The 23841-nt window shown below is 70.6% G+C and carries 25 protein-coding genes, 1 tRNA gene and 2 pseudogenes; 16 read left to right on the plus strand and 12 right to left on the minus strand.

Annotated features, from left to right (window positions below; translation table 11 throughout):
* The 3 genes from E1211_RS32360 to E1211_RS06910 form a co-directional block, all read left to right on the plus strand.
* On the plus strand, positions 1-1101 hold a 1101-nt coding region (locus E1211_RS32360; RefSeq protein ID WP_165947193.1), incomplete at its 5' end, for a hypothetical protein.
* A 296-nt stretch (positions 1102-1397) separates the two neighbouring features.
* The gene (locus E1211_RS06905) at positions 1398-3245 is read left to right on the plus strand and encodes a 2-oxoacid:acceptor oxidoreductase subunit alpha (RefSeq protein ID WP_132346584.1); all 1848 of its coding nucleotides are present in this window, start codon (positions 1398-1400) and stop codon (positions 3243-3245) included.
* Complete coding sequence (locus E1211_RS06910; protein ID WP_132346586.1) at positions 3238-4272, plus strand: 2-oxoacid:ferredoxin oxidoreductase subunit beta; 1035 nt, start codon at positions 3238-3240, stop codon at positions 4270-4272. Before E1211_RS06905 ends, E1211_RS06910 begins: the two co-directional genes overlap by 8 nt.
* A 470-nt stretch (positions 4273-4742) precedes the next feature.
* On the opposite strand, the gene E1211_RS06915 is transcribed toward E1211_RS06910, so the two are convergent.
* Positions 4743-5390, minus strand: a complete 648-nt coding sequence (locus E1211_RS06915) for an FMN-dependent NADH-azoreductase (protein WP_132346588.1) — start codon at positions 5388-5390, stop codon at positions 4743-4745.
* A 90-nt stretch (positions 5391-5480) separates the two neighbouring features.
* Here E1211_RS06915 and E1211_RS06920 point away from each other — a divergent pair, with 90 nt between their 5' ends.
* Entirely contained in the window at positions 5481-5948 is a 468-nt protein-coding gene (locus E1211_RS06920; RefSeq protein ID WP_132346590.1) for a MarR family winged helix-turn-helix transcriptional regulator, read from the plus strand.
* Positions 5949-5958: 10 nt separating this feature from the next.
* On the opposite strand, the gene E1211_RS06925 is transcribed toward E1211_RS06920, so the two are convergent.
* Complete coding sequence (locus E1211_RS06925) at positions 5959-6972, minus strand: TrkA family potassium uptake protein (RefSeq protein ID WP_132346592.1); 1014 nt, start codon at positions 6970-6972, stop codon at positions 5959-5961.
* A gap of 162 nt (positions 6973-7134) precedes the next feature.
* Here E1211_RS06925 and E1211_RS06930 point away from each other — a divergent pair, with 162 nt between their 5' ends.
* The 7 genes from E1211_RS06930 to E1211_RS06960 all read left to right on the plus strand — a co-directional run bounded on the left by E1211_RS06930 (position 7135) and on the right by E1211_RS06960 (position 12378).
* Entirely contained in the window at positions 7135-7647 is a 513-nt protein-coding gene (locus E1211_RS06930; protein WP_243709385.1) for a SigE family RNA polymerase sigma factor, read from the plus strand.
* Positions 7648-7658: 11 nt separating this feature from the next.
* On the plus strand, positions 7659-8774 hold the full coding sequence (locus E1211_RS06935; protein ID WP_132346594.1) for a hypothetical protein: 1116 nt from the start codon (positions 7659-7661) through the stop codon (positions 8772-8774).
* A gap of 151 nt (positions 8775-8925) precedes the next feature.
* Positions 8926-9417: a helix-turn-helix domain-containing protein gene (locus tag E1211_RS06940; protein WP_132346597.1), complete on the plus strand. Its 492-nt coding sequence runs from the start codon at positions 8926-8928 to the stop codon at positions 9415-9417.
* A gap of 132 nt (positions 9418-9549) precedes the next feature.
* The gene (locus tag E1211_RS06945; protein ID WP_132346599.1) at positions 9550-10152 is read left to right on the plus strand and encodes a ClpP family protease; all 603 of its coding nucleotides are present in this window, start codon (positions 9550-9552) and stop codon (positions 10150-10152) included.
* A 507-nt stretch (positions 10153-10659) separates the two neighbouring features.
* Positions 10660-11130 (plus strand): hypothetical protein, encoded by a 471-nt coding sequence (locus E1211_RS06950; RefSeq protein WP_132346601.1) that lies wholly within the window; start codon positions 10660-10662, stop codon positions 11128-11130.
* Between the two features lie 66 nt (positions 11131-11196).
* Entirely contained in the window at positions 11197-11823 is a 627-nt protein-coding gene (locus tag E1211_RS06955) for a Type 1 glutamine amidotransferase-like domain-containing protein (RefSeq protein ID WP_132346603.1), read from the plus strand.
* Positions 11824-11973: 150 nt separating this feature from the next.
* Positions 11974-12378, plus strand: a complete 405-nt coding sequence (locus E1211_RS06960) for a RidA family protein (RefSeq protein WP_132346679.1) — start codon at positions 11974-11976, stop codon at positions 12376-12378.
* 147 nt (positions 12379-12525) lie between these two features.
* Here E1211_RS06960 and E1211_RS06965 read toward each other — a convergent pair whose 3' ends face one another.
* The 7 genes and pseudogenes from E1211_RS06965 to E1211_RS06995 all read right to left on the minus strand — a co-directional run bounded on the left by E1211_RS06965 (position 12526) and on the right by E1211_RS06995 (position 17448).
* Positions 12526-12990: an NUDIX hydrolase gene (locus tag E1211_RS06965; protein ID WP_243709386.1), complete on the minus strand. Its 465-nt coding sequence runs from the start codon at positions 12988-12990 to the stop codon at positions 12526-12528.
* 69 nt (positions 12991-13059) lie between these two features.
* Positions 13060-13132 (minus strand) — tRNA-Arg (locus E1211_RS06970).
* A 354-nt stretch (positions 13133-13486) separates the two neighbouring features.
* The gene (locus tag E1211_RS06975; RefSeq protein ID WP_132346605.1) at positions 13487-14656 is read right to left on the minus strand and encodes a Dyp-type peroxidase; all 1170 of its coding nucleotides are present in this window, start codon (positions 14654-14656) and stop codon (positions 13487-13489) included.
* Positions 14657-14727: 71 nt separating this feature from the next.
* Positions 14728-15267: a hypothetical protein gene (locus E1211_RS06980; protein ID WP_132346607.1), complete on the minus strand. Its 540-nt coding sequence runs from the start codon at positions 15265-15267 to the stop codon at positions 14728-14730.
* Positions 15268-15330: 63 nt separating this feature from the next.
* Positions 15331-16620: an RHS repeat-associated core domain-containing protein gene (locus tag E1211_RS06985; protein WP_132346609.1), complete on the minus strand. Its 1290-nt coding sequence runs from the start codon at positions 16618-16620 to the stop codon at positions 15331-15333.
* Between the two features lie 69 nt (positions 16621-16689).
* Positions 16690-16917 (minus strand): annotated as a pseudogene (locus E1211_RS33865) (hypothetical protein); the annotation flags it as partial.
* Positions 16918-17133: 216 nt separating this feature from the next.
* Positions 17134-17448, minus strand: a complete 315-nt coding sequence (locus tag E1211_RS06995; protein ID WP_207915285.1) for a CHY zinc finger protein — start codon at positions 17446-17448, stop codon at positions 17134-17136.
* Positions 17449-17829: 381 nt separating this feature from the next.
* Between E1211_RS06995 and E1211_RS07000 the strand changes: the two genes are divergently transcribed.
* The 5 genes and pseudogenes from E1211_RS07000 to E1211_RS07020 all read left to right on the plus strand — a co-directional run.
* Entirely contained in the window at positions 17830-20835 is a 3006-nt protein-coding gene (locus E1211_RS07000; protein ID WP_132346611.1) for a family 16 glycoside hydrolase, read from the plus strand.
* A 145-nt stretch (positions 20836-20980) separates the two neighbouring features.
* Positions 20981-21313 (plus strand): amphi-Trp domain-containing protein, encoded by a 333-nt coding sequence (locus E1211_RS07005; RefSeq protein ID WP_165947196.1) that lies wholly within the window; start codon positions 20981-20983, stop codon positions 21311-21313.
* Positions 21314-21404: 91 nt separating this feature from the next.
* Positions 21405-22463: an ion transporter gene (locus E1211_RS07010; protein WP_132346615.1), complete on the plus strand. Its 1059-nt coding sequence runs from the start codon at positions 21405-21407 to the stop codon at positions 22461-22463.
* 62 nt (positions 22464-22525) lie between these two features.
* Positions 22526-22747 carry a hypothetical protein gene (locus E1211_RS07015; RefSeq protein WP_132346617.1) on the plus strand — a complete coding sequence of 74 codons (222 nt, stop codon included), beginning with the start codon at positions 22526-22528 and terminating at the stop codon, positions 22745-22747.
* Positions 22748-22816: 69 nt separating this feature from the next.
* Positions 22817-23041 (plus strand): annotated as a pseudogene (locus E1211_RS07020) (response regulator transcription factor); the annotation flags it as partial.
* A 27-nt stretch (positions 23042-23068) separates the two neighbouring features.
* On the opposite strand, the gene rpsN reads toward E1211_RS07020, so the two are convergent.
* The 3 genes from rpsN to rpmB are packed head-to-tail and all read right to left on the minus strand — an operon-like array spanning position 23069 to position 23777.
* Positions 23069-23374 carry a 30S ribosomal protein S14 gene (gene rpsN, locus E1211_RS07025; protein ID WP_132346619.1) on the minus strand — a complete coding sequence of 102 codons (306 nt, stop codon included), beginning with the start codon at positions 23372-23374 and terminating at the stop codon, positions 23069-23071.
* Positions 23374-23541 (minus strand): 50S ribosomal protein L33, encoded by a 168-nt coding sequence (gene rpmG, locus E1211_RS07030; protein WP_120673546.1) that lies wholly within the window; start codon positions 23539-23541, stop codon positions 23374-23376. The genes rpsN and rpmG overlap by 1 nt, the downstream gene beginning before the upstream one ends.
* Positions 23541-23777 carry a 50S ribosomal protein L28 gene (rpmB, locus tag E1211_RS07035; RefSeq protein ID WP_132346621.1) on the minus strand — a complete coding sequence of 79 codons (237 nt, stop codon included), beginning with the start codon at positions 23775-23777 and terminating at the stop codon, positions 23541-23543. The genes rpmG and rpmB overlap by 1 nt, the downstream gene beginning before the upstream one ends.
* Positions 23778-23841: the final 64 nt, after the last annotated feature.

Consider the following 23841-nt stretch of genomic DNA (forward strand, 5'->3'; position numbering starts at 1 on the left):
CCGCCGACCGCCACCGCGCCGGCGACGGTGGCGCCCACCACCGCCGCGCCGACCTCGGCCGCCCCCACCAGGCCGCCGAGGCCCCCCGTCCAGCCGTCGGCGACACACAGCGCCCCCGCGGCGCACCCGCTCGGGGTCCGCGTCGGCACCGGTGACGTGGCGCTGACCGCCGGCTACTGGAACGCGCGCAGCACGGTCACCACGTTGCGGGTCACCGTCACCAACACGGGGACCGCGACCGCGCGGGTCGCCCTGTCGTACCGGTTGCCCACCGGGCTGACCGACGCCGGCACGGCCGGCTGCGCGCCGACCGGTGGCGGCGGCTACCGCTGCGGGGAGTGGACCGCGCCCCCGGGCGCCCGGTTCAGCAGCCTGATCCGGCTCCGGGTCGCCGGCGACGCGTGGCGGCGGATGCCGCTGGGCGGTTCGGTCGCGGTCACCGCGAGCGCGCCGGGAGCGCCGGGGACGGCCGGCGACGACGAGGGGTTCGCGGTGCTCTTCCCGCCGGGACCTCCGGCGGCGGGCATCGCGCTCGACGCCGACGAGGTCACCTTCGACATCACTGGAACCGTCGCCGACCTGGCCGTCCGGCTCGCCAACACCGGCTCGGTGGACGCCACCGGCCGGTTCGACGTGCTGCTGCCCGCCGGGGTGAGCGTGCCGACGCCACCCGCCGGCTGCGTACCGCTGGAGGAGACCCGGACCCGGTGCGACCTGGGAGCGATCCGGGCCGGTCACCGCGTGGAGCTGCGCCTGCCGGTCGACGCGACGCCGGCCGCCCAGCGGGACGCGCCGCTGGCGGGCGCGGTGATCGCCCGGCTCGCGCCCGCGGGCGGAGGCGCACGGCAGGTGCAGATGAGCTTCCGGATCAGCGCCGCGGTGGCACTGGCCACGCCGGTGGCCGTGCCCGCGCCGACCGGCTCGCAGGGCGTCCTGGGCGCCGGCGCGGGGGCGCCGGTGGCACCGGCCGGCAGCCCGGTGGAGCGCATCGCGATCGTCCTCGTCGTGGTCTCGGCGCTGCTCGTCGCGCTGGCGCTCTGGCTGGCCCTCGCGGTGTTGCGCCGACGGCCGACCGGACCGGCAGCGCCGGGGCGGGAGTGACGCCGAGGCCGGATCCGCGCAGCGGGGACATCGGCCGATGGTGATCTCCATTACCGCAGCAGACGCGAAACGCCACGAAGTGGTGAATTTCACCCCCCGATCCGGTCCCAGTCGACGAACCTCCGGGGAAGGTGACGGGTCGGTCCGACGTAGGCTCTCAGGTGAGAAACCACATGCGGGCCGGACCAGCCACGGCCGGCGCGGTGCGGGGTGCGTCAGGGAGGTCACGTGGCCGGGCAGGGCGGGATCACCAGCAACTCGGGCCGCCACCGCGCGCAGCGAAGCGAGGTGCAGGCGTGAGCAAGCAGATCCGTCAACTGGACCGGGTGGTGATCCGGTTCGCCGGCGACTCCGGCGACGGCATGCAGCTGACCGGTGACCGGTTCACCTCCGAAACGGCCCAGCTCGGCAACGACATCTCCACACTGCCCAACTTCCCCGCGGAGATCCGGGCCCCCGCCGGCACCCTGCCGGGCGTGTCGAGCTTCCAGGTGCACTTCGCCGACTACGACATCCTCACGCCCGGCGACGCGCCGAACGTGCTCGTGGCCATGAACCCGGCCGCACTCAAGGCCAACCTGGCCGATCTTCCGCGCGGCGCGGACATCATCGTGAACACCGACGAGTTCACCAAGCGCAACCTTTCCAAGGTCGGCTACCAGGTGAACCCGCTCGACGACGACACGCTCGCCGGTTACGCGGTGCACCCGGTCGCGCTCACCTCGATGACGATCGGCGCCCTCGCCGACCAGGACGTGTCCAAGAAGGACGCCGAGCGGGCCAAGAACATGTTCGCCCTCGGTCTGCTCTCCTGGATGTACTCCCGCCCGTACGAGTCGACGCTGCGGTTCCTGGAGCGCAAGTTCGCACGCCGGCCGGAGCTGGTGGCGGCGAACGTCGCGGCCTTCCGGGCCGGCTGGAACTTCGGCGAGACGACCGAGGACTTCGCGGTTCGCTACGAGGTCAAGCCGGCGAAGATGCCGCCCGGCACCTACCGCAACATCACCGGCAACGCGGCGCTCTCCCTCGGCCTGGTCGCCGCGGGGGTCCGCTCCGGCCTGCCGGTCTTCCTCGGCGCCTACCCGATCACCCCGGCCTCGGACATCCTGCACGAGCTGAGCAAGCACAAGAAGTTCGGCGTGCTCACCATGCAGGCCGAGGACGAGATCGCCGCGGTCGGCGCGGCGCTCGGCGCGTCGTACGGTGGCGCGCTCGGCATCACCACCACCAGCGGCCCGGGCGTCGCGCTCAAGAGCGAGACGATCTCGCTGGCGGTGGCGCTGGAGCTGCCGCTGCTCATCGTCGACGTGCAGCGGGCCGGGCCCTCGACCGGTATGCCCACGAAGACCGAGCAGGCCGACCTGAACCTCGCGCTCAACGGCCGCCACGGCGAGGCCCCGGTGGCGGTGATCGCCCCGAAGTCGCCCGCGGACTGCTTCTACGCGGCCCTGGAGGCGGCCCGGATCGCCCTCACCTACCGCACCCCGGTGATCCTCCTGTCGGACAACTACGTCGCCAACGGCTCCGAACCGTGGCTGCTGCCCGACGTCAACTCCCTGCCCGACCTGCGGGTGGAGTTCGCGACCGCGCCCAACGGCGAGGACGGCAGCACCTTCCTGCCGTACCTGCGCGACCCGGAGACGCTGGCCCGCCCGTGGGCCATCCCCGGCACCCCCGGCCTGGAGCACCGGATCGGCGGGCTGGAGAAGGCCGACAAGACCGGCGACATCTCGTACGACCCGGCGAACCACGACTTCATGGTCCGTACCCGTGCCGCCCGCATCGAGACGATCCCGGTGCCGGACGTCGAGGTCGAGGACCCGGACGGCGACGCGCGGGTGCTGGTGCTCGGCTGGGGGTCGACGTACGGGCCGATCGGCGCCGCCTGCCGCGGCCTGCGCCAGCGCGGGCTCTCCGTGGCGCAGGCGCACCTGCGCCACCTCGCCCCGATGCCGGCCAACCTCGGCACGGTGCTCCGTTCGTACGACCGCGTGGTCATCCCGGAGATGAACCTCGGCCAGCTGGCGCACGTGATCCGCGCGAAGTACCTGGTCGACGCGATCGGCTACAACCAGGTCCGCGGTCTGCCCTTCACCGCCGCAGAGCTGGAGACGATGCTGGAAGAGGTCCTCAAGAATGTCTGAGCCCATCTCCCTCAAGCTCACCGCCAAGGACTTCAAGTCCGACCAGGAGGTGCGCTGGTGCCCCGGTTGCGGTGACTACGCGATCCTGGCGGCCGTTCAGGGCTTCATGCCGGAGCTGAACATCCCGCGCGAGCGGATCGTCTTCATCTCCGGCATCGGGTGCTCCTCGCGCTTCCCGTACTACATGAACACGTACGGGATGCACTCGATCCACGGCCGCGCCCCGGCGATCGCCACCGGCCTGTCGGCCACCCGGCCGGACCTCTCGGTCTGGGTGGTGACCGGCGACGGTGACGCGCTCTCCATCGGTGGCAACCACCTGATCCACGCGCTGCGCCGCAACGTCAACCTCAAGATCCTGCTCTTCAACAACCGGATCTACGGGCTGACCAAGGGGCAGTATTCTCCCACCTCCGAGGTCGGGAAGATCACCAAGTCGACCCCGGTCGGCTCGGCGGACGCGCCGTTCAACCCGCTCTCGCTGGCGCTCGGCGCGGAGGCGACCTTCGTGGCCCGCACCATCGACTCCGACCGCAAGCACCTGCAGTCGGTGCTCCGGGCCGCCGCCGAGCACGAGGGCTCCGCCTTCGTCGAGATCTACCAGAACTGCAACATCTTCAACGACGGCGCGTTCGACCCGCTCAAGGAGCACGGGATCCGCGACGACTACCTGATCCGGCTGGAGCACGGGCAGCCGATCACGTTCGGCAAGGACGGGCAGTTCTGCGTCGTGCACCCGCCGGGCGGCTTCGGCCTGGAGGTACGGGAGACCGCGGCGACCCGCCCGGAGGAGATCGTCGTGCACGACGCGAACGTCACCGACCCGGCGTACGCCTTCGCGCTGTCCCGGCTGCCCGGGCTGGACCTGCGCAACACCCCGATCGGGGTGTTCCGCGCGGTCGAGCGGCCGTCCTACGAGAACGTGGTGCGGGCCCAGCTCGACGCCGCCCGGGCGGAGGTCACCGAGACCCCCGAGCAGCAGCTCGCCGGCCTTCTGAGCAGCGGGGACACCTGGACGATCCTCTAGCGCCCGTTTCATGAGGCTCGTCCGAGCGAGCCGAGGCCCAGTAGTAGAGCCTGAGCGGTCGGGGTGGTAGAGACAGACCCTGTCCCCGGGTGCAGTCGGCGTTGGACCGCATGGTGACGGTGGGCAGCACCGAGACGTCGTCGAGGATCGGCGCGTAGTCGTCGGCGTACTGCTGGGCGATGTTCCAGCCCGGGTGGGTCCAGGTCGAGGCGACCTCGGCGACGCACCCGCTGGTGTTGAGGATGTTGCCGTACTCGTCGAGGATCCGGTCGTCACCGGCGATGACCCGGTGGCGCCCGGCCCGTCGGCGGTGCAGTGCGCCGCCGTCAGCACCTTGTTCCGCGAGGCCCTCACGCGAAATGTCGCGCCAGGCCCGTACCCGTGCAGCGGCCCTGGTAACCGATGGGCACGGCACGGCCGTTCCGTCTGGAGCGGCCGTGCCGCGCGTAACCGGGTGACGGACGACCGGCTCAGGCTGCCGCGCTGGCCGGCACCCAGAGCTCGTCGATGGCGCGCTCGGCCGCCGCGAGGCTCTGCTCGTGCAGCGGGACGAGCTCAGCCATGGCCGGCACCACCGGGGCTAGCGTCAGCTCGGCGGCGATGAACCTCGGCTCCAGGCCGGTCTGCGAGATGCCGTGCGGCAGCCAGGGCTCGGCGTGGTCCCAGCCCTCACGCGGGGTGCCCGGGCCGTAGCCGCCGCCGCGGCTGGTCAGCACGACGAACTCGCGCCCACCGAGGAGCCCGGCGCCGGTCGCCGGGTCGTACGCGATGCCGGGGGCGATGAGGTGGTCCACCCAGGTCTTCACGCTGCTCGGCGCGCCGTAGTTGTAGAGCGGGAGACCCAGCAGGACCGTGGTGGCCCGCTGCACCTCGCCGACCAGCTGCTCGCTCAGCTCCCAGGACGCCCGCTGCGCGGGAGTGTGCTGGTCGAGCGGCGTCATCCGGGCGAGGCCCCCCGCCTCGTCGAGGTGGGGCAGCGGCTGCTTGCCGAGGTCGCGGTAGGTCACCGTGCCGCCGGGGTGGGCGGCCCGCCAGGCCGCGGCGGCGCGGGCGGTGAGCCGGCGGCTCGTCGAGTGCTCGCCGCGGATGCTCGAGTCGATGTGCAACAGGTGCGCCATGCGCAAACCCTCCGTTGGCAACTAATGATTGGTGGACGACCAACCATTTATAGCAGGTCTATCGCAGGGGGCGGCGGTAAACTGGCTCACATGCCTGACCTGCCGGCCGTCCAGCCGGAGCGCCGCACGGGGCCGCTGCTCGACCACCTGGCTCGCCGGATGCGGCTCCGGGCGGAGTCGGTGCTGGCGCCGTTCGGGCTACGACCGCGGCACCTCATCGCGCTCACGGCGCTCCGCGACGCGGGTGGGATCAGCCAGCAGGGGCTCGCCAGCACTCTTCAGATCGACAGCACGAACGTCGTGGGGCTGCTCAACGACCTGGAGGCGGCCCAGCTGGTGGAGCGGCGCCGGTCACCGGAGGACCGTCGCCGGCACATGGTGTATCTCACCGAATCCGGTGCGAATCGCCTGAACGAGGCCGAATGTGCCCTGGAGGGCGGCGAGGCCGAGGTGCTCAGCGCACTGACTCCCGACGAGCGGGAAGCCCTCTACGAACTGCTCCGGCGGGCCACCCACGGCGGATGGCACATCACCTGCAGCGTGACCGAGGACGACTAGGGCGAGCCGGTCAGGCGGTGGTGGCGGCCTGGGGCCGGTCGTCCCGGACGTAGACCAGCATGTCGCCGGTCTCGATCTCGGCACCCGCCGGATCAGTCAGCGTGACCACCCGGCCGCGCCGGACCAGCGCGATGACCAGGCAGTCCAGCTCGCGCGGTGTGCGGCCCACCTCGCTGCGATCGGCCGACCGCATGGCCAGCGCCATCCCCTGGCCGGGAGTGAGCAGATCCTCGACGACGTCGATCAGCGGCGGCGCGGAGGTGGAGAGACCGAGCAGCCGGCCCGCCGTGGCGGAGGAGACGATCACGTGGTGCGCGCCGCTCTGCTTCAGCAGCGGCGCGTTCTCGGCCTCCCGGGCCGCCGCGATGATCCGCACCTGCCCGGCGGTGAGCTGCCGGACGGTGAGCGCCACCAGCACCGACGCGTCGTCGCTGTCGGTCGCGATGATCACGGCCTTGGCGCTCTTCACGTGGGCGTCGTTCAGCGTCGCCGACCGGGTCGCCGAACCCTCGATCGCGACGAGCCCCGCCGCCGTGGCCTGCCGTAGCGCGGTACCGCTGCGCTCGACGACGATGATCCGCGACTTGTCCAGCCCGTTCTCCAGCAGGGCGGAGACGGCGCTGCGGCCCTTGGTGCCGTAGCCGCAGATGATCACGTGGTCCTTCACGGTCTTCCTCCACCGCGTCAAGCGCCGGCCCGTCCGGTACTGCTCGGTCAGAACTTCCAGGGTGGTGCCGACCAGGATGATCAGGAAGATCACCCGGGCCGGCGTGATGTAGAGGACGTTCACCAGCCGGGCGCTGTGGCTGACCGGAGTGATGTCGCCGTAGCCGGTCGTGGAGAGGGTCACCACCGCGTAGTAGAAGCAGTCGAGGAGGGTGAGACCGTCCTCGTTGACGTCGCGGTAGCCGTCACGGTCGAGGTAGACCACCGTCACCGTGACGAGCACGAGAGCGACCGCGGCGGCCAGCCGCAGGCTGAGCGCACTGAGCGGACTGCGGCGCTGCGCGGGGAAATGGATCACCCTCGAACCTGCTCCGTCGGCTGCACGACCACAACATAGCGGGTAGGGCGAATCCCGCACGGCCGGGTGGGGGCGCTCGGGCAACCGATCGCCCCCGTGCCCACGACTACCAGTCGACGACGACGGACCGGTCGAGGCCGGCAGACGAAAGGCGGATTCCTCGTGCGAACGAGCGGCGGGCGCAGAGCCGAGGCCGACGCCGAGTTCACCGACTTCGTACGGAGCCGGATGAGGCAGTGGCGGCGGACCGCGTACCTGATGTGCGGCGACTGGGATCGCGGTGACGACATCCTGCAACGGGTGCTCACCGAGCTGTACCGCACCTGGGCCCGGGCCCGGCAGGCCGAGCATCCGGACGCGCTGGTGCGCACGATGCTGCTGCGCCGGCTGATCGACGAGCGGCGGTTGCGCTGGAGCGGCGTACTACTCGGGACGGCCCTGCCCGAACGGCGGACCGACCCGACAGACCCGACAGACCGACTCACCCTGGTCGCGGCGCTGCGTCAGGTCCCACCCCGGCAGCGGGCGGTGCTCGTTCTCCGGTACTTCCAGGACCTCAGCGTCGACGAGACCGCCCGTGCCCTGGGCTGCTCGACCGGAACCGTCAAGAGCCAGGCGGCGAAAGGCCTCGCCACCCTGCGCACCGTGCTCGACACCGCACCGATGGGCCGATGAGAGGAGCCACGATGCTGAACGAACGGGAACTCACCGACCTGATGCACGCCGAGGTGGACTCGGCGGAGCGTCCCTCCGACGTGCTCGACGTCGACCGGGCGATGGCCACCGGCCGACGACGCCGCCGCTACAGCCGCGTGGCGGGTGCCGCGCTGGCGATCGGCGTACTGGTCGCCGGCGCGGCGGTGGTCCCCGGCCTGCTGACGACCGACCAACCCTCCGTCGGCGGCCCGGCAGCCGGCGGGCCGCCCGCCGCCACCGGTCTGCCGGCCGCGCTGACCACTGTCGACCCCGGAGTGGTGTACGTCCGCTTCGGCTGGCTGCCGGACGAGGTCCGCACCCTCCAGTACCAGTCCGGGCTGCTGCTCTCCGGCCCCGGCGTCTATCTCGGCGCCGCCGTCAGCTCCGCCCGGGACCAGTGGCGCGGTGTCTCGGTGAACCTGTACCCCGAGGGGATCGGGCCACGGTCGCCCCAGCGTGACAGCGGCGTGCAGCCCACCTACACCGGCGGCCGCCCCGGGCCGGTGCTGAACGGCGGACCGAGCACCTTCGCCACGTACAGCGACCCCGACCAGCCGGAGGCGATCCTGCGCTGGCGGTACGCCCCCGACGGCTGGGCCCAGGTGCAGGTGCGCGGCGTCGCGGGGGACCCGGCCGAGACGGCGGAGCGGGTGGCGCGCACGCTCGCCTTCGGCCACGAGGTCATGCCGATGCCGGTCACCGTGCCGGGTCTCCCCGAGAGCCTGCGCCCGATCACCGGGAACGTCACGCTGGACCCCCGCGAACCGAAATCCTGGAACGCGTACACGACCTGGTCGCCGGAGCCGTCCGAGGCCGATCCGGGCCAGCAGCGGGCGCGGACGCTGACTGTCGGCTTCGCACCGTACCGGCAGGTCAACGACCCGATGGACAAGGCGTACGTGGACCCGAACATCACCCTGGACGGGCACCCGGCGCGGTTCGGCGGGCAGGACGGCGTCGAGTCGCTGATCGTCTACGACGTCGACGGCATCACGGTGTCGATCGACGACGACGGCCTGCTGCCCGCCGGGGGCACCCGGGCGCTCTTCGGGAAGCTCGACGTCGGTCCCGACGCGGCCCGGTGGCTGCCGCACCTGACGCGCTGACCCGGGCCCACTCCGCCGGAGCCCTCGCCTCGACGGCGGTGCCCGGGCCGTCACCCCCGGGCACCGGATGGTGCGCCGGGGACGCCCGCGCTCGGGCGACCGGGCATGATGGGGGTGTCCCCGGGCGACCAGGCAGGAGAGTGAGGCCGGCATGTCGTTGCTGCGACGGGTGATCGGTGGAGTCCTGCGCCGGCTCCGGCTGCGTCAGGGCCGCACGCTACGCGAGGTGGCCGAGGCCGCCGGCGTCTCCGTGCCCTACCTCTCCGAGGTGGAGCGCGGACGCAAGGAGGCCTCCTCCGAGGTGCTCGCGGCGATCTGCCGGGCCCTCGGCATCCATCTCTCGGAACTTCTCGAAGAGGCCCGGGACGACCTCCGCCAGGTCGAGCCCCGCCTACCGGCCACGCCCCGGGCGGCGACCACGCTGGCCCCGGTGCCGGCGCCCCGGCCGGAGACCGGGCCGACCGTCCGGTTCGGCCCGCGTACGCCCCGCACGCTGCTGCACCGCGGCCCGGGGGCGGGCGGCCCGACCCTGCGCGTCGGCCGGTCCGGCTCCGCACCGGCCGGGCGCCCCGGGCCGCGTACCGCCCGGCTCCTCGGCTGCGGGCGGACCCGCACGTCGCGGCGGAGCCTGACCGCCGTCTGACCCGACCGGTTCTGCCGGTGGCAGATCTGCCGCCGGCAGAATCGCTGGGACCGCCGCGGCCACCGTGCGCAGGCTGGAGGGGCCGGTCCCCCGGGCGCTCCCGCCGCCCGCCGGCACGGAGGGGCGGACGTGATGATCGGGTACGACCAGGTGCGGACGCTCACCGAAGGGCAACCCTCCTTCGGTGGCCAGGTGTTCGAGCGGTTGCTCAAGGAACGGATCGTCTTCCTCGGCACGGAGGTGACCGACGAGTCGGCGAACCAGATCTGCGCCCAGATCCTGCTGCTCGCCGCCGAGGACCCGGAGCGGGACATCCACCTCTACATCAACTCGCCGGGCGGCTCGGTGACCGCCGGCATGGCCGTCTACGACACCATGCGGTACGTCCGCAACGACGTGGTCACGCTGGCGCTCGGCTTCGCCGGCTCGATGGGTCAGTTCCTGCTCTGTGCCGGGACGGCGGGCAAGCGGTACGCGCTGCCGCACTCCCGGATCATGATGCACCAGCCCTCCGGTGGGATGGGCGGCACCGCCGCGGACATCAGCATCCAGGCCGAGAACATGCTCCACGTGAAGCGCACCATGCAGGAGCTGATCGCCCGGCACAGCGGCCGGACTTTGGAGGAGATCCAACGCGACTGGGACCGGGATCGCTGGTTCACCGCCGAACAGGCCCGCGAGTACGGGCTCGTCGACGAGGTGATCACGCGGGTCGAGCAGCTGTCGGCGGGCTGAGACGCGGCGGCGGCCGGCGATGGTCCCGCCGGCCGCCGCCGTACCCGTTCGACCTGCTCCGCGGCGGGCGAGCCGCGCGGCACAGGTGTTCGTGGCACCGGCGGACGCGCCCCCTCATCCGCGTCCGACGACTGCTCATGGGAAAACCGTGAATGTCGGATTCCGGTACGGCGCAGCCTATGCCCGCCACACCAGCGGCGCGCGCGCTCGCACCGCAGCGTCTTCCTGCCATTTCTCGTTACATCTCCGGCCGGCGGTGGCGACGCTCGGCACAGCGAGTCACCGGCGCCGGTCGGAGCAGGTTGCGGCGCTGCTGGCCGGGGCGTGGACCGTCCCTCGACCGGCCCGGCACCGGAGACTCCGCAATCGCCGGACCGGCGACCGCCGGCTCCGCGGAATCGTGATGGCGGCGTGATCGACAACCGTCTACAGTGGCGGCTCGACCATCCGGCGGCCGGCACGACGCCGGCGGGGACGGAACCCAGACGACACATACGGGGAGCCAGCATGTCCACCCTCCGCCTGCGTACGCTCGGCAGCCTCACCGTCCTCGCCGCAATCGGCGCGCTCGCCGCCGGCTGCGAGACCAGCGCCGAACCGGACGCCGCCGGCAGCGCGCCGTCCAGCGCCGCGGCCAGCCCGACGGTAAACCTCGCCGCCAACAAGAAGACGGTCTGCGAGGCCGGCCTCCAGGCGGTGAAGGCCGGCTTCGGGGGAATGGCCGACGACGCCATCGCCCAGATCGACAAGCCGGTCAGCAAGGCCGAGGAGGACCGCAAGATCCGCGAGCACTACACCACCATCGTCACCGGCCTGAAGGCGCAGGCGCCGCAGGCCGCGGACCCGGCCGTGCGCACCGCCTTCGAGAACCTCGCCGGCGCGATCGAGCAGCGGATGGCGGACAAGAAGCCGATGGAGGTCGACGAGCCCAGCCTCACGAAGCCGATCGAGGCGTTCGACACGGCCTGCGGCAACTGAGCCCGCGCCGGTCGGCCGGCGTCACGGCCGGCCGACCGGCCGACGGGTCAGGCGCATACTCGTCCCATGCGGCTGTACCTCTCCTCGTTCCGGACCGGAAGGCATGCCGACCGGCTCCTCGCCCTGGCCGACGGCCGCCGGACCGCTCTGGTGCCGAACGCGCTCGACGCGCTCCCCACCGACGTGCGTGACAGTGCGCTGCGACGCGACCTCGACGACCTCCGCGAGACAGGCCTCGACGTCACCGTGGTCGACCTGCGCGAACCGGACGCGGTGGCCCGCCTCGCCGATTACGACCTCGTCTGGGTACGCGGCGGAAACGTCTTCGTCCTACGCCGGGTACTGGCCGACACCGGTGCCGACGACGCGCTGCGGGAACTGCTGAACCAGGACGCGGTGACCTACGGCGGCTACAGCGCCGGCGCCTGCGTGCTCGCGGACGACCTTTCCGGGCTGGCGCAGGTCGACGACCCCTCCGCCGTCGCCCACCCGCTCACGACCGGGCTCGGCCTCCTCGACCGGCCCTTCGTTCCGCACGTGCGCTCACCCGGCCATCCGGAGACCCGCGCGTGCGACGCCGTGTCGGCAGCGTACGACGCCGCCGGCCAGCCGCACTGGGCGCTGCGCGACGGCGACGTGCTACTGCTCGACGGCGACCGGACCGAGCTGCTCGCCGACGGTCGGCGTCGCTGACTTGCGCCTTTTCCGCAACCCGGAGACGCTCCGCCGCGATGGTGCTTGTATGTTCACGACCGCACCTCGCCGCTCGACGAGGCCCGGAACCCACCGGGCAGCCAGGTCGGCCGTCATGCCACCGAGCAGGGTGACCCGATGGAGGTATCCGTGACCGTTCAGCCGCAGACCTTCAACTTCGGCGTGCCGTGGGAATCGCTCTACGGGTACAGCCAGGCGCTCCGCGCCGGTGACACGGTCTACGTCTCCGGCCAGCTCTCGCACGACATGGACGGCAACTTCATCGGCGCCGGCGACTTCGAACTTCAGCTGAACACCACCCTGGCCAACCTGGACCGGGTGCTGGACCACTTCGGGGCGAGCCGCACCCAGATCGTCGAGACCACCGTGCTGGTCCGGAACCTCCGGGACAACTTCGACACCCTGGCCCGCCTCCACCTGGCGTACGTCGGCGGCCACCGCCCCACCAGCACCGTGCTGGGCGTCTCCGACCTCGCCCTGCCGGAGCAGCTGGTCGAGCTCGGCGCGGTCGTCCGCCTCGACCTTCCGGCGTAGCGGGCGGTCGGTGCGCCGGCATCCTCGACCGAGGTTCCGCGGTGGACTCCCCACCGCGACCACCTGCCACCGAAGAGACAGCAGGCGCTTTCGCCTACCGCGCTCGCCGGGCTTCCCTGCTCTCGACAACAGCCGAGTGCACTTCTTCTAGATGGCGATGCCGTGCTCGGCGTACGTGGAGCCGCCGCTACGCGCGGCGATCGCGGCACGGATCCTGCGGGCGAGCCGTGCCGGTCCATGCTCTTCCAGGTCGCGGGCCGGCACGTAGCGCCAATCGGTGAGTTCGCCGTCCGCGAAGCGGATGCCGCGTTCCTGCTCGGCGGTGAGCGATCCAGCGTCGAAGATGAAGAGCAGCTTGTCGCCCTCGGGCTCGGCCGGTGCCCAGTCCACGACCAGCATGGCGCCGAGCCTGGTTGTGAGGCCGAGTTCCTCTTCCACCTCGCGCAGGCAGGCGGCTCGGGGTGACTCGCCCGGCTCGACGAAGCCGCCGGGGATCTCCCAGTGCTGCTTGTAGCCGGGACGTACGAGGAGCACGTGACCGTCGTCGTTGAGGAAGAGCGCGCCTGCGGCGACGCGGGGGGTTGCCAGGCGTGGCATCTCATCGACCGTCACCAGGGCAGCCTAGCTGCGCGGGCTTCAGGAGCATCCGTGTCGGCGGGCGGTACGGGTACGGCTTCGAGGTGCCCCCGGCAGGATTCGAACCTGCGACACACGGTTTAGGAAACCGTTGCTCTATCCCCTGAGCTACGAGGGCGCGAGTCGTCAGTCTAACGACCTGCGCGTTGACCCGCGTTGGCAGGGAGTGACCCGCGTTGACCTGCGTCGACCCGGTCGACCGGCCCGGCCGATGACCACACGTGGACCACACGGGCGGGCCGCCGTCCATGATCGTTTGACCTCGGTTGACCCGAACTGGCTCCGGTTGACCCGGAGTGGCATCCGCTGGAGAGCACACACCGCGCACATCACCCAGGCAGAAGCGCCGGCCCGAGCCGGATAAGAGCGCACGATCCGTGTAGTGGCCGGTTCACGTTCGGTCGCGGCTATCGCAGACTCGGCTCGTCGATCACGGGCGCGGTGCGTAGCGGCGCGGCGCCTCGGGCGGGTCTCACCCGGCGGCGTCGATCAGCGTACGGCCCAGGTAGTCGCCGTCTCCGCCGCTGACCCCGGGCAGGACGAAGAAGTACCCGCCGCCGACCGGCAGCACGTATCGGTCCAGGGCCTCCCCCGCCAGGCGACGCTGCATCGTCGCGAACCCCGCCTCCACATCGCGCTGAAAACAGATGAACAGCATCCCCTCGTCCCGCCGGCCCGCCGCGTCCACCCCGCCCCGGTATGAGTACCCCCGCCGCAGGATCCGACTCCCGGCTGTCTCCGGGGTGCGGGGGTTCGCGCGGCGGATGTGCGCGTCCAACGCGATCACCTGACCGGACGGATCACTGCCGTAGTCGAAGACAGCGTCTTCCCGGTCCAAGCCGAGGGGCGCGCCGTCGCTTTTGCGCCGGCCGAACACCGCCTCCTGCCGCGCCACCGACTCCCCATCCCACAGCGCGGTCGCGAACCTGATGATCCGCACCACCTGATACGAGCCGCCTACCGCCCACGCCGGCTCACCAGCGTCCGCACCGACCCACACCAGCCGCTCCATCTCCGCCGCGTCCCGCACATCCGGATTACCGGCGCCATCCCGGAATCCGAACAGGTTCCGGTCAACCGCCCGCCCGTCGCCGGTCACCGAGTTCTGATCTCGAAACCCCTCCACCCGCCACCGCGGCACCAACCCCGGCACTGCCAACTCCGCCAACACCGACCGCACCGTCTCGACGTCACCCGCACACACCTGCACCAACAGATCACCATGACACCGCGCCGGATCGAGCACATCGTTCGGAAACGACGGCATCACCACCAGAGCACGAGGCCGGTGCGAACCCAACCCGAACCGGCCGTCGAACAGTGAAGCACCCACCGCCACCATCACCTCAACCGGCCGACCAAGCCCTGCATACCGGCCAGCCAGCGCGGATATGACGGCGGTCAGCCGGCGCAACACGCCAGCAAGCGCCAGGCGATCAGCCCCCCGGACATCGAACGCTGCCTGCACAGCAGCAGCCGGCGGCAACGTCGACACACCGGGCTGGCGCAAAACCGGAGGCCTCTCGGTTGTAGCACCACGCACACGATCGCCGTCAGATACGCCAACGGAACACGCCGAGAGCGCTGCACCAGTCGCGAAAGAAGTCGCTACCACACTCGTCAGCACAGTCCGACGATTCATCAAAGGCTAATCCCTTAAATTCAGGCGGTCGCAGCATTTGCCGCACCCGGGGCGGAGAGTCACCTTATCCCCTACAAGGCTCCCCCAATTTCCAGCCAGGAGCGAATCTTGCTTTCAACCCCTTCGTCTTCGACGTGAGAAAACACCCACGGCAGAGCGGACAGGATCAACTCAACATCTTGCAATTCCGGAAACGCCACCTCACCAGCCAAAGCCACCTCACCGAAAACAGGCGCGTAAAACCCCTCGCCCGCGTTAAGGTAATCGGCCCTCCGATTTTCGGATGCCGCGATCGCGTGTTCACGCGTGAGGGGAATCTGCCGCAGGGCCCATTCGGCAGAACCATCCGGTGTAAGGATTTGCGGGAGCTCGGAAATCGGTGGCTTGAACCGCAGGGCAAGCGCTGCGATTCTGAGCATCCAGTAGGCACCGATCGCAGCCCTAACACCTCCAAGCTCGACAGCCAGCAGGATGACCTCTGCAGCAAGGTTGAGATCCTTTGTGCGCCGGCCCGGGGTTACGTCCCGGAAGGGATTGGCGCTGTTTTCTAGGGACTCGAAGATCGACAGCCACCACTGTGGCGAGGTGCCGTCCGGGAAGCGGCGGGACACCCAGTCAGCTAGCCGCCCGTCAGGGACCCTTCGCATTTCACGAAGATCCGATTCTACCCTCATTTACGGCGCCCTCCCGCCAAAGTCTCGGATAGCTGCGAGCGGTATCCTGATGCCAGCTTGACCGAAAGCATTCACCCCCTGATTGATGAACGAGGCGGCACACTGAGCGCAGGGCGGCGTGTAGTGACCCGTGAAGTTGTCGAAAGATGTAACCCTGCCGCCACTTGCGAATGCGATCTGACCAGCACCAACAACCGGAGATCCGCCACTAGCTATTGTATGGTGAATGCCAGGCAAGTCGCGAACAATATTCAGGTTCCCTTCCTCCCCTACCGTCCAGAGATATCTGCCGCCGCCTGTGGCTGCCTGCGTGAACTCGGTAGAGCCAGCCGCGATTGCGGAAACTCCCTCGAAGTCAGCTGCCATCTGCTCGAACGGTAGATCACCCGGCTTGCTATTGCCGACCACTCCATTACCGCAGTTGTGTACGAGCACCGGGGTGTCGCCGGCTACCACATAGTAGGTGTGGATATCGGCGATGGTGAGGTTGTAGACGGTGGTGTCTTGGGTGTGGGCGTGGGTGCCGGCGACGCGTACGAGGTGGCCGTCGGCGGTTTTGAGCCATTGGCCGTGGCGGAGTTCGGCGGCGTTGATCCATTGGCCGTCGGGGGTGTTCGGGTTGCCGTCGTTGTCGACCCAGAAGGGGTGTCCGTCGGTGGCGGTTAGTGGTTTCGCGTCGCTGCCGTCGTCGCCGGGTTCGAGGGTGATGTTGATGAGGGTTTTGTCGCCGTTGCCGGTGATGAGGGCGGTGACGGTCTTGGCCGCGGTCTCGCCGGTGGTCGGGTCGGTGGCTCTGACCTGGTCGCCGAGTTTGACTTCTTCGATGGGCTTGGTGGTGCCGTCGGCCATGAGCACGGGGGTGCCGGCGGTGAAACTGTTCGGCGTACCACCGCAGTCGCTGGAGCCTTGCGGTTTCAACCCGAGGGGGTCGGTGAAGGCGGTGGGTTGGTTGGCGGCGTAGGTGTAGGGGTTGGTGCCGCCGCCGGCGAGGCCGAGGGGGTCTTGGTTGAGGAACCGTCCGGTGGCGGGCTGGTAGTAGCGGTTGCGGTAGTAGTAGAGGCCGGTGCCGTCGTCCTCGCGTCCGGTGTAGCGGTACGGGTTCCCGCCGTCGTCACCGCTGACGGTGGTGGCGCCGAACGGCTGGTAGGTGTACTCGCCGGTCACCGCACCGGCGGACGGGTCCGTAACACCGAGGGTGCTGCCCAGGGCGTCGGTGAGCAGGGTGCGTGACCCTGCGCTGGTGGTGCGGGTGAATGTTTCGTCGAGACCGCCGGTGAGCAGGTTCGCCACCGGGCTGCCGCCGGTGAGTTCTTGGACGGGGTTGAGCCCGTCGAACAGGAACCCGGTCGTGGTCCCGCCGCTGGTTTTGCTGGAGCGGCGGCCGAGGCCGTCGTAGCCGTAGGAGACGGACAGGCCGGGTTTGCTGCTGGCGGTGAGCTGGTTGCGGGCGTTCCACGTGTAGGTGGTGGTGCCGTCGTTGGTGAGGTTGCCGTCCAGGTCGTAGCTGTAGTCGGTCGACCCGACGGTGTCGATCTGGTTCGCGTTTGCGTCACCTCGGGCAACGGCAGCGTCTACGGCGGCCGACAGCGTCGTAGCCGATAGAAACCGACTGGGAGCCCTTGGTTTCGGAGGTGAGCTGGTCGGCGTTGTTGTAGCCGTACACGACCTGCGGCTGCCCCGCCACCGTCATCGTCGCGCGCCGGTCGGCCGGGTCGTAGGTGTAGCCGGTGGTGCTTTCCTGGCTGCTCGGGCCGGTGGCCCCGTAACGAGGTGGGGCGGACGGCGGGGCCGGGGTGTGTCCGGTCAGCGCACCTGGAAGTAGAGGTGGGTGTGGAGCCGGCAGCGCTCGTTGAACAGCGCGTCGCACCTCGGGCAGGAGTCGACCGTGAGGTACTCGTCGATGGTCAGCTCCGTACGGCAGACGCCGCAGAGCACGGCGCGCTGCCCGCGCTGGTCGACCGGCCACTGACTCGCGGGATGGTCGGCCGTCTCCTCGTGGCAGAGGTGACACGGAAAGTAGCGCAGGCAGCAGGCGGACTTGATGGCGACGACGTCCACGGGTGTGGCGTAGTGGACGCACCGGGTCTGGTCGTCGACGGTCTTCCCGTGGATCTGCACCCCGGCAGCCTAGTTCTCGTGCAGCGTCCCTAGGTCAACTCGAGTTCCTTGATGTCGGGGCATCCACACGACCGGGACAGCCCGATTCCAAGGAAGTCGAGTCGATCAAGCGCCCGGCTCGCCGTGACTTCGGCGCACGCACCGTCGCCCCTGCCCAGGGCGACCATCAACGGAACCAGCCGACCGTGCTCGCCCACGGCAATTCAGTCGACGCCCGAACGGAAGCTTTCGCACGTTGATTCAAAAGTTTCCATGCATATATCTAAAGTGGTAACGTCGGCGATCGATCTTCCGTCCCGCGAGATCGATCTGCCCAACCCGGCGGGGGAAAGTGGGACGGCTCCTCCCCGGCCGGGAACCCGTACCCAGCTCGGAGGACCGATGACCGGACCGAACCGATGGCGGTATCGCCGTCGCGCCGTGCTCACCACCGCGGGTGCCGCGCTGGCGACCCTGCTCGCCGCAGCCCCCGTCACCCCGGCCGCGGGGGCACCCGGTACCGCCGAGGTGCCGCCGCAGGAACCGGGCGTCACCCTGCGCTCGTACGACATGGGCGTGCCACTCTCGGCACTCTGCACCCTCAAGCCCGCGCAGACGCCGAACGTCGACAAGCTGATGCCGCAGATCAACTGGACCACCACTGACGAGTTCGGCCTCTCCGACCGGTTCATCAGCCACGCCATCGGCAACCTGAGGGCCCCTGTCGACGGGACGTACACGTTCCGGCTCACCAGTGACGACGGGTCCCGGCTGACGATCGGTGACCAGGTCGTCGTCGACCACGACGGCCTGCACGGCGAGACCGCCAAGGAGGGGTCGGTCGACCTGACCGCCGGCCTGCATCCGCTCTTCGCCGAGCTCTTCGACAACGGCGGCGGCCAGGTGCTACGCCTGGAGTGGCGCGTTCCCGGCACCGACACCTTCGAGCTCGTGCCGGCCTCCGCGCTGAGCACGGACGCGGGCGTCGTGCGGGTGACCGCGCCCGGCTGGAAGTACTGCGAAGGCGCCTCCGACTCGGCGGGCGACGGCATGCCGCTCGACCGGGTGCATCCCGGCTACACCCTCACCGACCTGCGTCCCGAAGGGTTCCAGCCCCAGGTCACCGGCATGGCCTTCATGCCCGGCGGAGATCTGGTCGTCTCCACCTGGGGCGGCACCGACAACACCACCGGCGAGATCTACCTGATCGACGGGGCCACCGGGCAGACCGGCCCCGAGCAGGTGACCTACCGCCGGTTCGCGGAGGGGCTGCGCGAACCCCAGGGGGTCGCGGTGGTCGACGGCACCGTCTACGTCAGCCAGAAGCACGAGCTGACGGCGCTGCGCGACACCGACGGCGACGGCGTGGCGGACACCCGGCGGACGGTCGCCACGTGGCCGTGGGGCCAGAACTTCCACGAGTTCGCGTTCGGCCTGCTCTACCGGGACGGGTACTTCCACCTCAATCTGTCGGTCGCGATCGACCTCGGTGGGGCCACGACGGTGCCCCAACCCGCGCCGAACCGCGGCACCTCGATCAAGGTGAACGCGAAGACCGGCAAGATCACGTACGTCGCCGGCGGGCTGCGCACCCCGAACGGGATCGGGTGGGGCCCGCGCGGCGAGGTGCTCGTCACCGACAACCAGGGTGGCTGGCTGCCCGCGTCCAAGCTCGTCGAGATCAAGCAGGGGGCGTTCTACAACCACTACACCACCCCCTCCGGGCCGTTCGACGACGAGCCGGTGACCCGCCCCATCGTCTGGCTCCCGCAGAACGAGATCGGCAACTCGCCGTCGACCCCGGTGCTGCTCAAGAAGGGCCCGTACGCGGGGCAACTCGTCGTCGGCGACGTGACCTACGGTGGCCTGCAGCGCGTCTTCCTCGAGAAGGTCGAGGGGCAGTACCAGGGCGCCGTGTTCCGGCACACCCAGGGCCTGGAGGCCGGCGTCAACGAGGTCACCCTCGGCCCCGACGGCGCGATCTACCTGGGTGGCCTGGGCGCGGGCGGCAACTGGGGGCAGGAGGGGAAGCTCAGCTACGGCCTGCAGAAGCTGACCCCCAACGGCACCTCGGTCTTCGAGGTCAAGCGGATGCGCGCCTCGCACGTCGGGTTCGAGCTGGAGTACACCGAGCCGCTGTCGGCCGAGACCGCACAGGATCTTGCCGACGCGTACCAGGTGACGCAGTGGCGCTACGGCGCGACGAGCCAGTACGGCGGCCCCAAGCTCGACCTGGAGACGCTCGACGTGACCAAGGCCGAGCTCTCGGCCGACCGCCGCACCGTCAAGCTCAGGATTCCGGGCCTCAAGGAGAACCGCGTGGTGCACGTGCGCTCCCCGCGTCCGTTCTCGTCCGCCGACGGCGAGGAGCTGTGGAACACTGAGGCCTGGTACACGCTCAACGAGATCCCGGGTCGCGTGGTGCAGCCGCAGACGTTCTTCGAGGCCGAGGAGGGCCGCACGGTCGGCGTCGGCATGGCTACCGACCACGCCGCCTACTCCGGCGCCGGCTTCGCCGCCGGGTTCGCCCAGGACGGCTCGTCGACCAGGATCTCCGTGGAGGTCCGCAAGAGCGGCACGTACGACCTGGCGATGCGGTACAGCAACGGCCCGAACCCCTACTCGGGCGAGAAGCAGCTGAGTCTCTACGTCAACGGTCAACGGGTCGAGCAGACCGTCTTCCCGTCGACGGTGACCTGGGAGGAGTGGGGCACGGTCACCACCACCGTGCGCCTGCGCGAGGGTCGCAACCTGGTCGAGTATCGCAAGGAGGCCGCCGACTCCGGGCACGTGAACCTCGACGTCCTGGCTGTCCGGCCGCACGGCGAGCGCATCACGCTCTTCGACGGTGGTGACCTCACCGAGTGGCAGCACAGCGACGGCCGCGAGCCCGAGTGGGCGGTCGCGGACGGCGCCATGACGGTGCGCGGCGGCGACCTGCGTACGGTGCAGGCCTTCGGCGACTTCCGGCTGCACGTCGAGTTCAACCTGCCCCAGTACCCGCCGGACGTGACCGGACAGGCGCGCGCCAACAGTGGTGTGTACCTGCAGGACCGCTACGAGATCCAGGTGCTGGACTCGTTCGGCATCGACCCGCCGCAGACCAACGACGCCGCCGCCATCTACCAGCAGAAGGCCCCGGATGTGAACGCGGCACGGCCGCCGCTGACCTGGCAGACGTACGACATCGTCTACCGGCAGGCGCGCTACGACGCGGCCGGCAACAAGGTGGAGAACGCGCGCGTCACGGTGGTCTGGAACGGCGTCACCGTGCACGACGACGTCGAGATTCTCGGCCCGACCGGCGGCAGCCGCCCCGAGGGCCCGGCCACCGGGGCCATCCGGCTCCAGGACCACGGCAACCCGGTGCAGTACCGCGACATCTGGATCGAGCCGCTCGACCCGTAGCCCCACCTCGCCTGAACGCGGGCGGTCGGGTCCGGTCCGCCGGCCCGGCCGCCCGCACCGTTCGGCGGCATTACCATTCCCGTCCGGGGCGCGGGGACCCACCCGTCGGCGTGTCCGTCCTCTGTGGAGTGCGAGCATGGCGCGCATGGATATCTACGAGGACGCCCGTACGGTGTCACGGGCCGACCTGGCCGCCTGGCTGCGCCAGCTGGCGAACCAGCTGGAGTCCGACGGACGGGTCTACTACGGCGCCGCCGGCGCGGTCGCGGTCGCGGACGAGGTCCGGTGCGAGCTGGAGATCGAGCGCGAGAGCGACACCGAGCTCTCCGTCGAGATCGAGTTCTCCTGGACCGTGCCCGCTCCGGTGAAGGCGGCGGAGCCGGAGACCGAGGACGACGAGGAGGCCGAGGCGGCCGAGGAGCCGAAGGCCGAGGAGTCCGCGGAGGAGCCGAAGGCCGAGGAGAAGCCGAAGGCCTGACCGTGGAGCGACCGGGGGGCGGCGGCGGTGCCGGCGCCCGCCGGACGATCGTCCCGAGGCCGGTCCGCGGTCGCGGGCCCCGGAGAGAGTCATGACGCCCGCTGTTCTGAGTCGGAGACACCGGCTGGCCGATACGTGCCAGGCGCTGGTGGACGCCTCCTGGTTCGGCCTGACGAGCTTCGTCCTGATCGTCGTCAACTCGCTGGCCCTGGGCCTGGAGACGTACGGCCGGGCGGTGGTGGAGGCGGGCGCTGCACTGCGGGCGATCGAGTACGCCTGCCTCTCCTTCTTCGTGCTCGAACTGCTGGTGCGGTTCGGCGCGCACCTGCGGCGTCCGGCCGGGTTCTTCCGGGATCGCTGGAACGTGTTCGACCTGCTGATCGTCGCCACCCCGCTGCTGCCCGGCGTACGCGAGAACGTGACCCTGCTGCGCCTGCTGCGGCTGGCCCGGATCGTCCGCGCGTTCCGCCTCTTCCCCAGCCTGCGGGTGATCCTGATCGGCATCCGGCGCAGCCTGCCGGGGCTCGGCAGTTTCTTGCTGGTCACCGTGCTGGTGCTGTACGGGTACGCGATGCTCGGCTGGATGCTCTTCGGCACCGCCTTCCCGCAGCGGTACGGCACGGTCGGGCAGGCGATGCTCACGCTCTTCCTGCTGCTGTCGCTGGACGGCATCACCGACACGCTCCAGGCCGGCCGGGAGGTCACCGAGTGGGCGGTCCTGTACTACGTGTCGTACATGGTGACCGCCTGTTACCTGCTGACCAACCTGCTGGTGGGCGTGGTCCTCAACGCGCTGGAGGAGGCCCACCAGGAGGAGCGCGCGGCGACGGAGCGCACCACCGGGCGGAGGGTGCCCGACGACCTCGCCGAGCCGTCGGTCCACCAGCAACTCGCGCAGCTCCGCGCGATCATCACCGACCTGGAGCGGCGGCTCCCGGAGGCCCCGGCGATGGGTCGTCCGCCCGGCGGGCCCGTCCAGGTCGCGCCGGGCGACGGCCCGGAGGCGCGTGGTCCCGCCCCGGCGCGACGACACACCCACGGTCAGCCGGCGGGCCGCCGGGGTCGTGGCAAGCGGAAGGCCGCCTCGACGGGCACCCGATCGGGAGGCGGAAAGTCGGAGTCCTCTGTGGAGGGTGTGCGCCGCGGGTGATGTAATTCCTCCCGATCGGTCACGTCCGGGCGAGATGTCGCCCGGGTATCGAAGGAGAGCTCATGCCCGTCACCGCCGACCTCACCAAGCTGGTCGACAAGGCCTACCAGGACAAGACCCTCGCCGAGCTGGTCGACGCCCCGGTGGCAGCCCTCGCCGGCGTCAGCGAGGGTGGCGCCAAGCTGCTGAAGGAGGCGCTCGGCATCGTCACGATCGGCGACCTCGGCCGCAACCCGTACTTCCGGGCCGCCCAGGCGCTGGTCGCCCTGCACCCCGAGAAGTAGTCAGCGAGTCCGTGCTGCCCGGCGGTGACCCGAACCCGCCGGGCGTCACGCCCCGAGGGTAGGGCTGGCTGGCGGGAACGGGAGGTGCTGGGGCTGGTGACGCAGGGCCGCTCGAACGCGGCGATCGCGGCGGCGTTGCACGTCACCGAGCCCGCAGTCGGCAAGCACATCGGGAACATCCTCACCAAGCTCGGGCTGCTGCCCAGCGACGACACGAACCGTCGCGTGCTCGCGGTGCTCACCTACCTGCGCGGTGGCCCGACGTGGACCGGTCCGGCCACCGACCGGCGCTGAGGCGACCCGGACCGGCCACGTCGGAGGTCACCAGGACGCCTTGCGCACGCCCGGCAGCTCGCCCCGCAGCGCCATCTCCCGGAACCTGACCCGGGACAGGCCGAACCGGGTCAGCACGCCGCGCGGTCGTCCGTCGACGACGTCCCGGTTGCGCAGCCGCACCGGGCTCGAGTCCCGAGGCATCCGCGCCAGGTGGCGGACTGCCTCGTCGCGTACCGCCGGGTCGGTTTCGGGGTGGGCGATGGCCCGCTTCAGCGCGGCGCGGCGGTCGGCGTGCCGCGCGACCAGCTCCGCCCGGCGAACCTGGCGGTTGACGAGGCCGCTGCGGGCCATCAGCGCTCCTCCCGGAACTCGACGTGCCGGCGCACTAACGGGTCGTACTTGCGCAGGACGAGGCGATCCGGATCGTTGCGCCGGTTCTTCCGGGTGACGTACGTGTAGCCGGTACCGGCGGTGCTGCGCAGCTTGACCACCGGGCGGATGTCGGTCTGGCGAGCCATCAGATCCGCGCCCCCCGGCCGCGCAGCTCGGCGACGATCGCCTCGATGCCCTTGCGGTCGACCGTTCGCAACGCCTTCGCGGTGAGGGTGAGAGTGATCCAGCGCCGCTCGGACGGCAGCCAGTAGCGGTGACGCTGGAGGTTGGGGTTCCAGCGGCGGCGGGTGCGCCGATGGGAGTGGGACACGGCGTTGCCGAAGCCTGGTTCGGCCCCGGTGACGTCACATCGTCTGGACACGCGGACTCCTTCTCGTCGATGCTCGACCTTAGCGGTAACGGTTTTCGTTTCTACTCGGGCGGGC

It is taken from the genome of Micromonospora sp. 15K316 (genome assembly GCF_004348525.1).
In the GTDB taxonomy this organism is placed as follows: domain Bacteria; phylum Actinomycetota; class Actinomycetes; order Mycobacteriales; family Micromonosporaceae; genus Micromonospora.

Excerpts from the sequence above, each read along its gene's own strand:
- E1211_RS06910 (WP_132346586.1), top strand. The coding sequence starts at position 3,238 with ATGTCTGAGCCCATCTCCCTCAAGCTCACCGCCAAGGACTTCAAGTCC.
- E1211_RS06975 (WP_132346605.1), bottom strand. The coding sequence starts at position 14,656 with ATGAATCGTCGGACTGTGCTGACGAGTGTGGTAGCGACTTCTTTCGCG.
- rpsN (WP_132346619.1), bottom strand. The coding sequence starts at position 23,374 with ATGGCCCGCAGCGGCCTCGTCAACCGCCAGGTTCGCCGGGCGGAGCTG.
- E1211_RS07010 (WP_132346615.1), top strand. The coding sequence starts at position 21,405 with ATGACGCCCGCTGTTCTGAGTCGGAGACACCGGCTGGCCGATACGTGC.
- E1211_RS07015 (WP_132346617.1), top strand. The coding sequence starts at position 22,526 with ATGCCCGTCACCGCCGACCTCACCAAGCTGGTCGACAAGGCCTACCAG.
- E1211_RS06935 (WP_132346594.1), top strand. The coding sequence starts at position 7,659 with ATGCTGAACGAACGGGAACTCACCGACCTGATGCACGCCGAGGTGGAC.
- E1211_RS06945 (WP_132346599.1), top strand. The coding sequence starts at position 9,550 with ATGATCGGGTACGACCAGGTGCGGACGCTCACCGAAGGGCAACCCTCC.
- E1211_RS06955 (WP_132346603.1), top strand. The coding sequence starts at position 11,197 with ATGCGGCTGTACCTCTCCTCGTTCCGGACCGGAAGGCATGCCGACCGG.
- E1211_RS07005 (WP_165947196.1), top strand. The coding sequence starts at position 20,981 with ATGGATATCTACGAGGACGCCCGTACGGTGTCACGGGCCGACCTGGCC.
- rpmG (WP_120673546.1), bottom strand. The coding sequence starts at position 23,541 with ATGGCTCGCCAGACCGACATCCGCCCGGTGGTCAAGCTGCGCAGCACC.
- E1211_RS06915 (WP_132346588.1), bottom strand. The coding sequence starts at position 5,390 with ATGGCGCACCTGTTGCACATCGACTCGAGCATCCGCGGCGAGCACTCG.
- E1211_RS06950 (WP_132346601.1), top strand. The coding sequence starts at position 10,660 with ATGTCCACCCTCCGCCTGCGTACGCTCGGCAGCCTCACCGTCCTCGCC.
- E1211_RS06940 (WP_132346597.1), top strand. The coding sequence starts at position 8,926 with ATGTCGTTGCTGCGACGGGTGATCGGTGGAGTCCTGCGCCGGCTCCGG.
- E1211_RS06920 (WP_132346590.1), top strand. The coding sequence starts at position 5,481 with ATGCCTGACCTGCCGGCCGTCCAGCCGGAGCGCCGCACGGGGCCGCTG.
- E1211_RS07000 (WP_132346611.1), top strand. The coding sequence starts at position 17,830 with ATGACCGGACCGAACCGATGGCGGTATCGCCGTCGCGCCGTGCTCACC.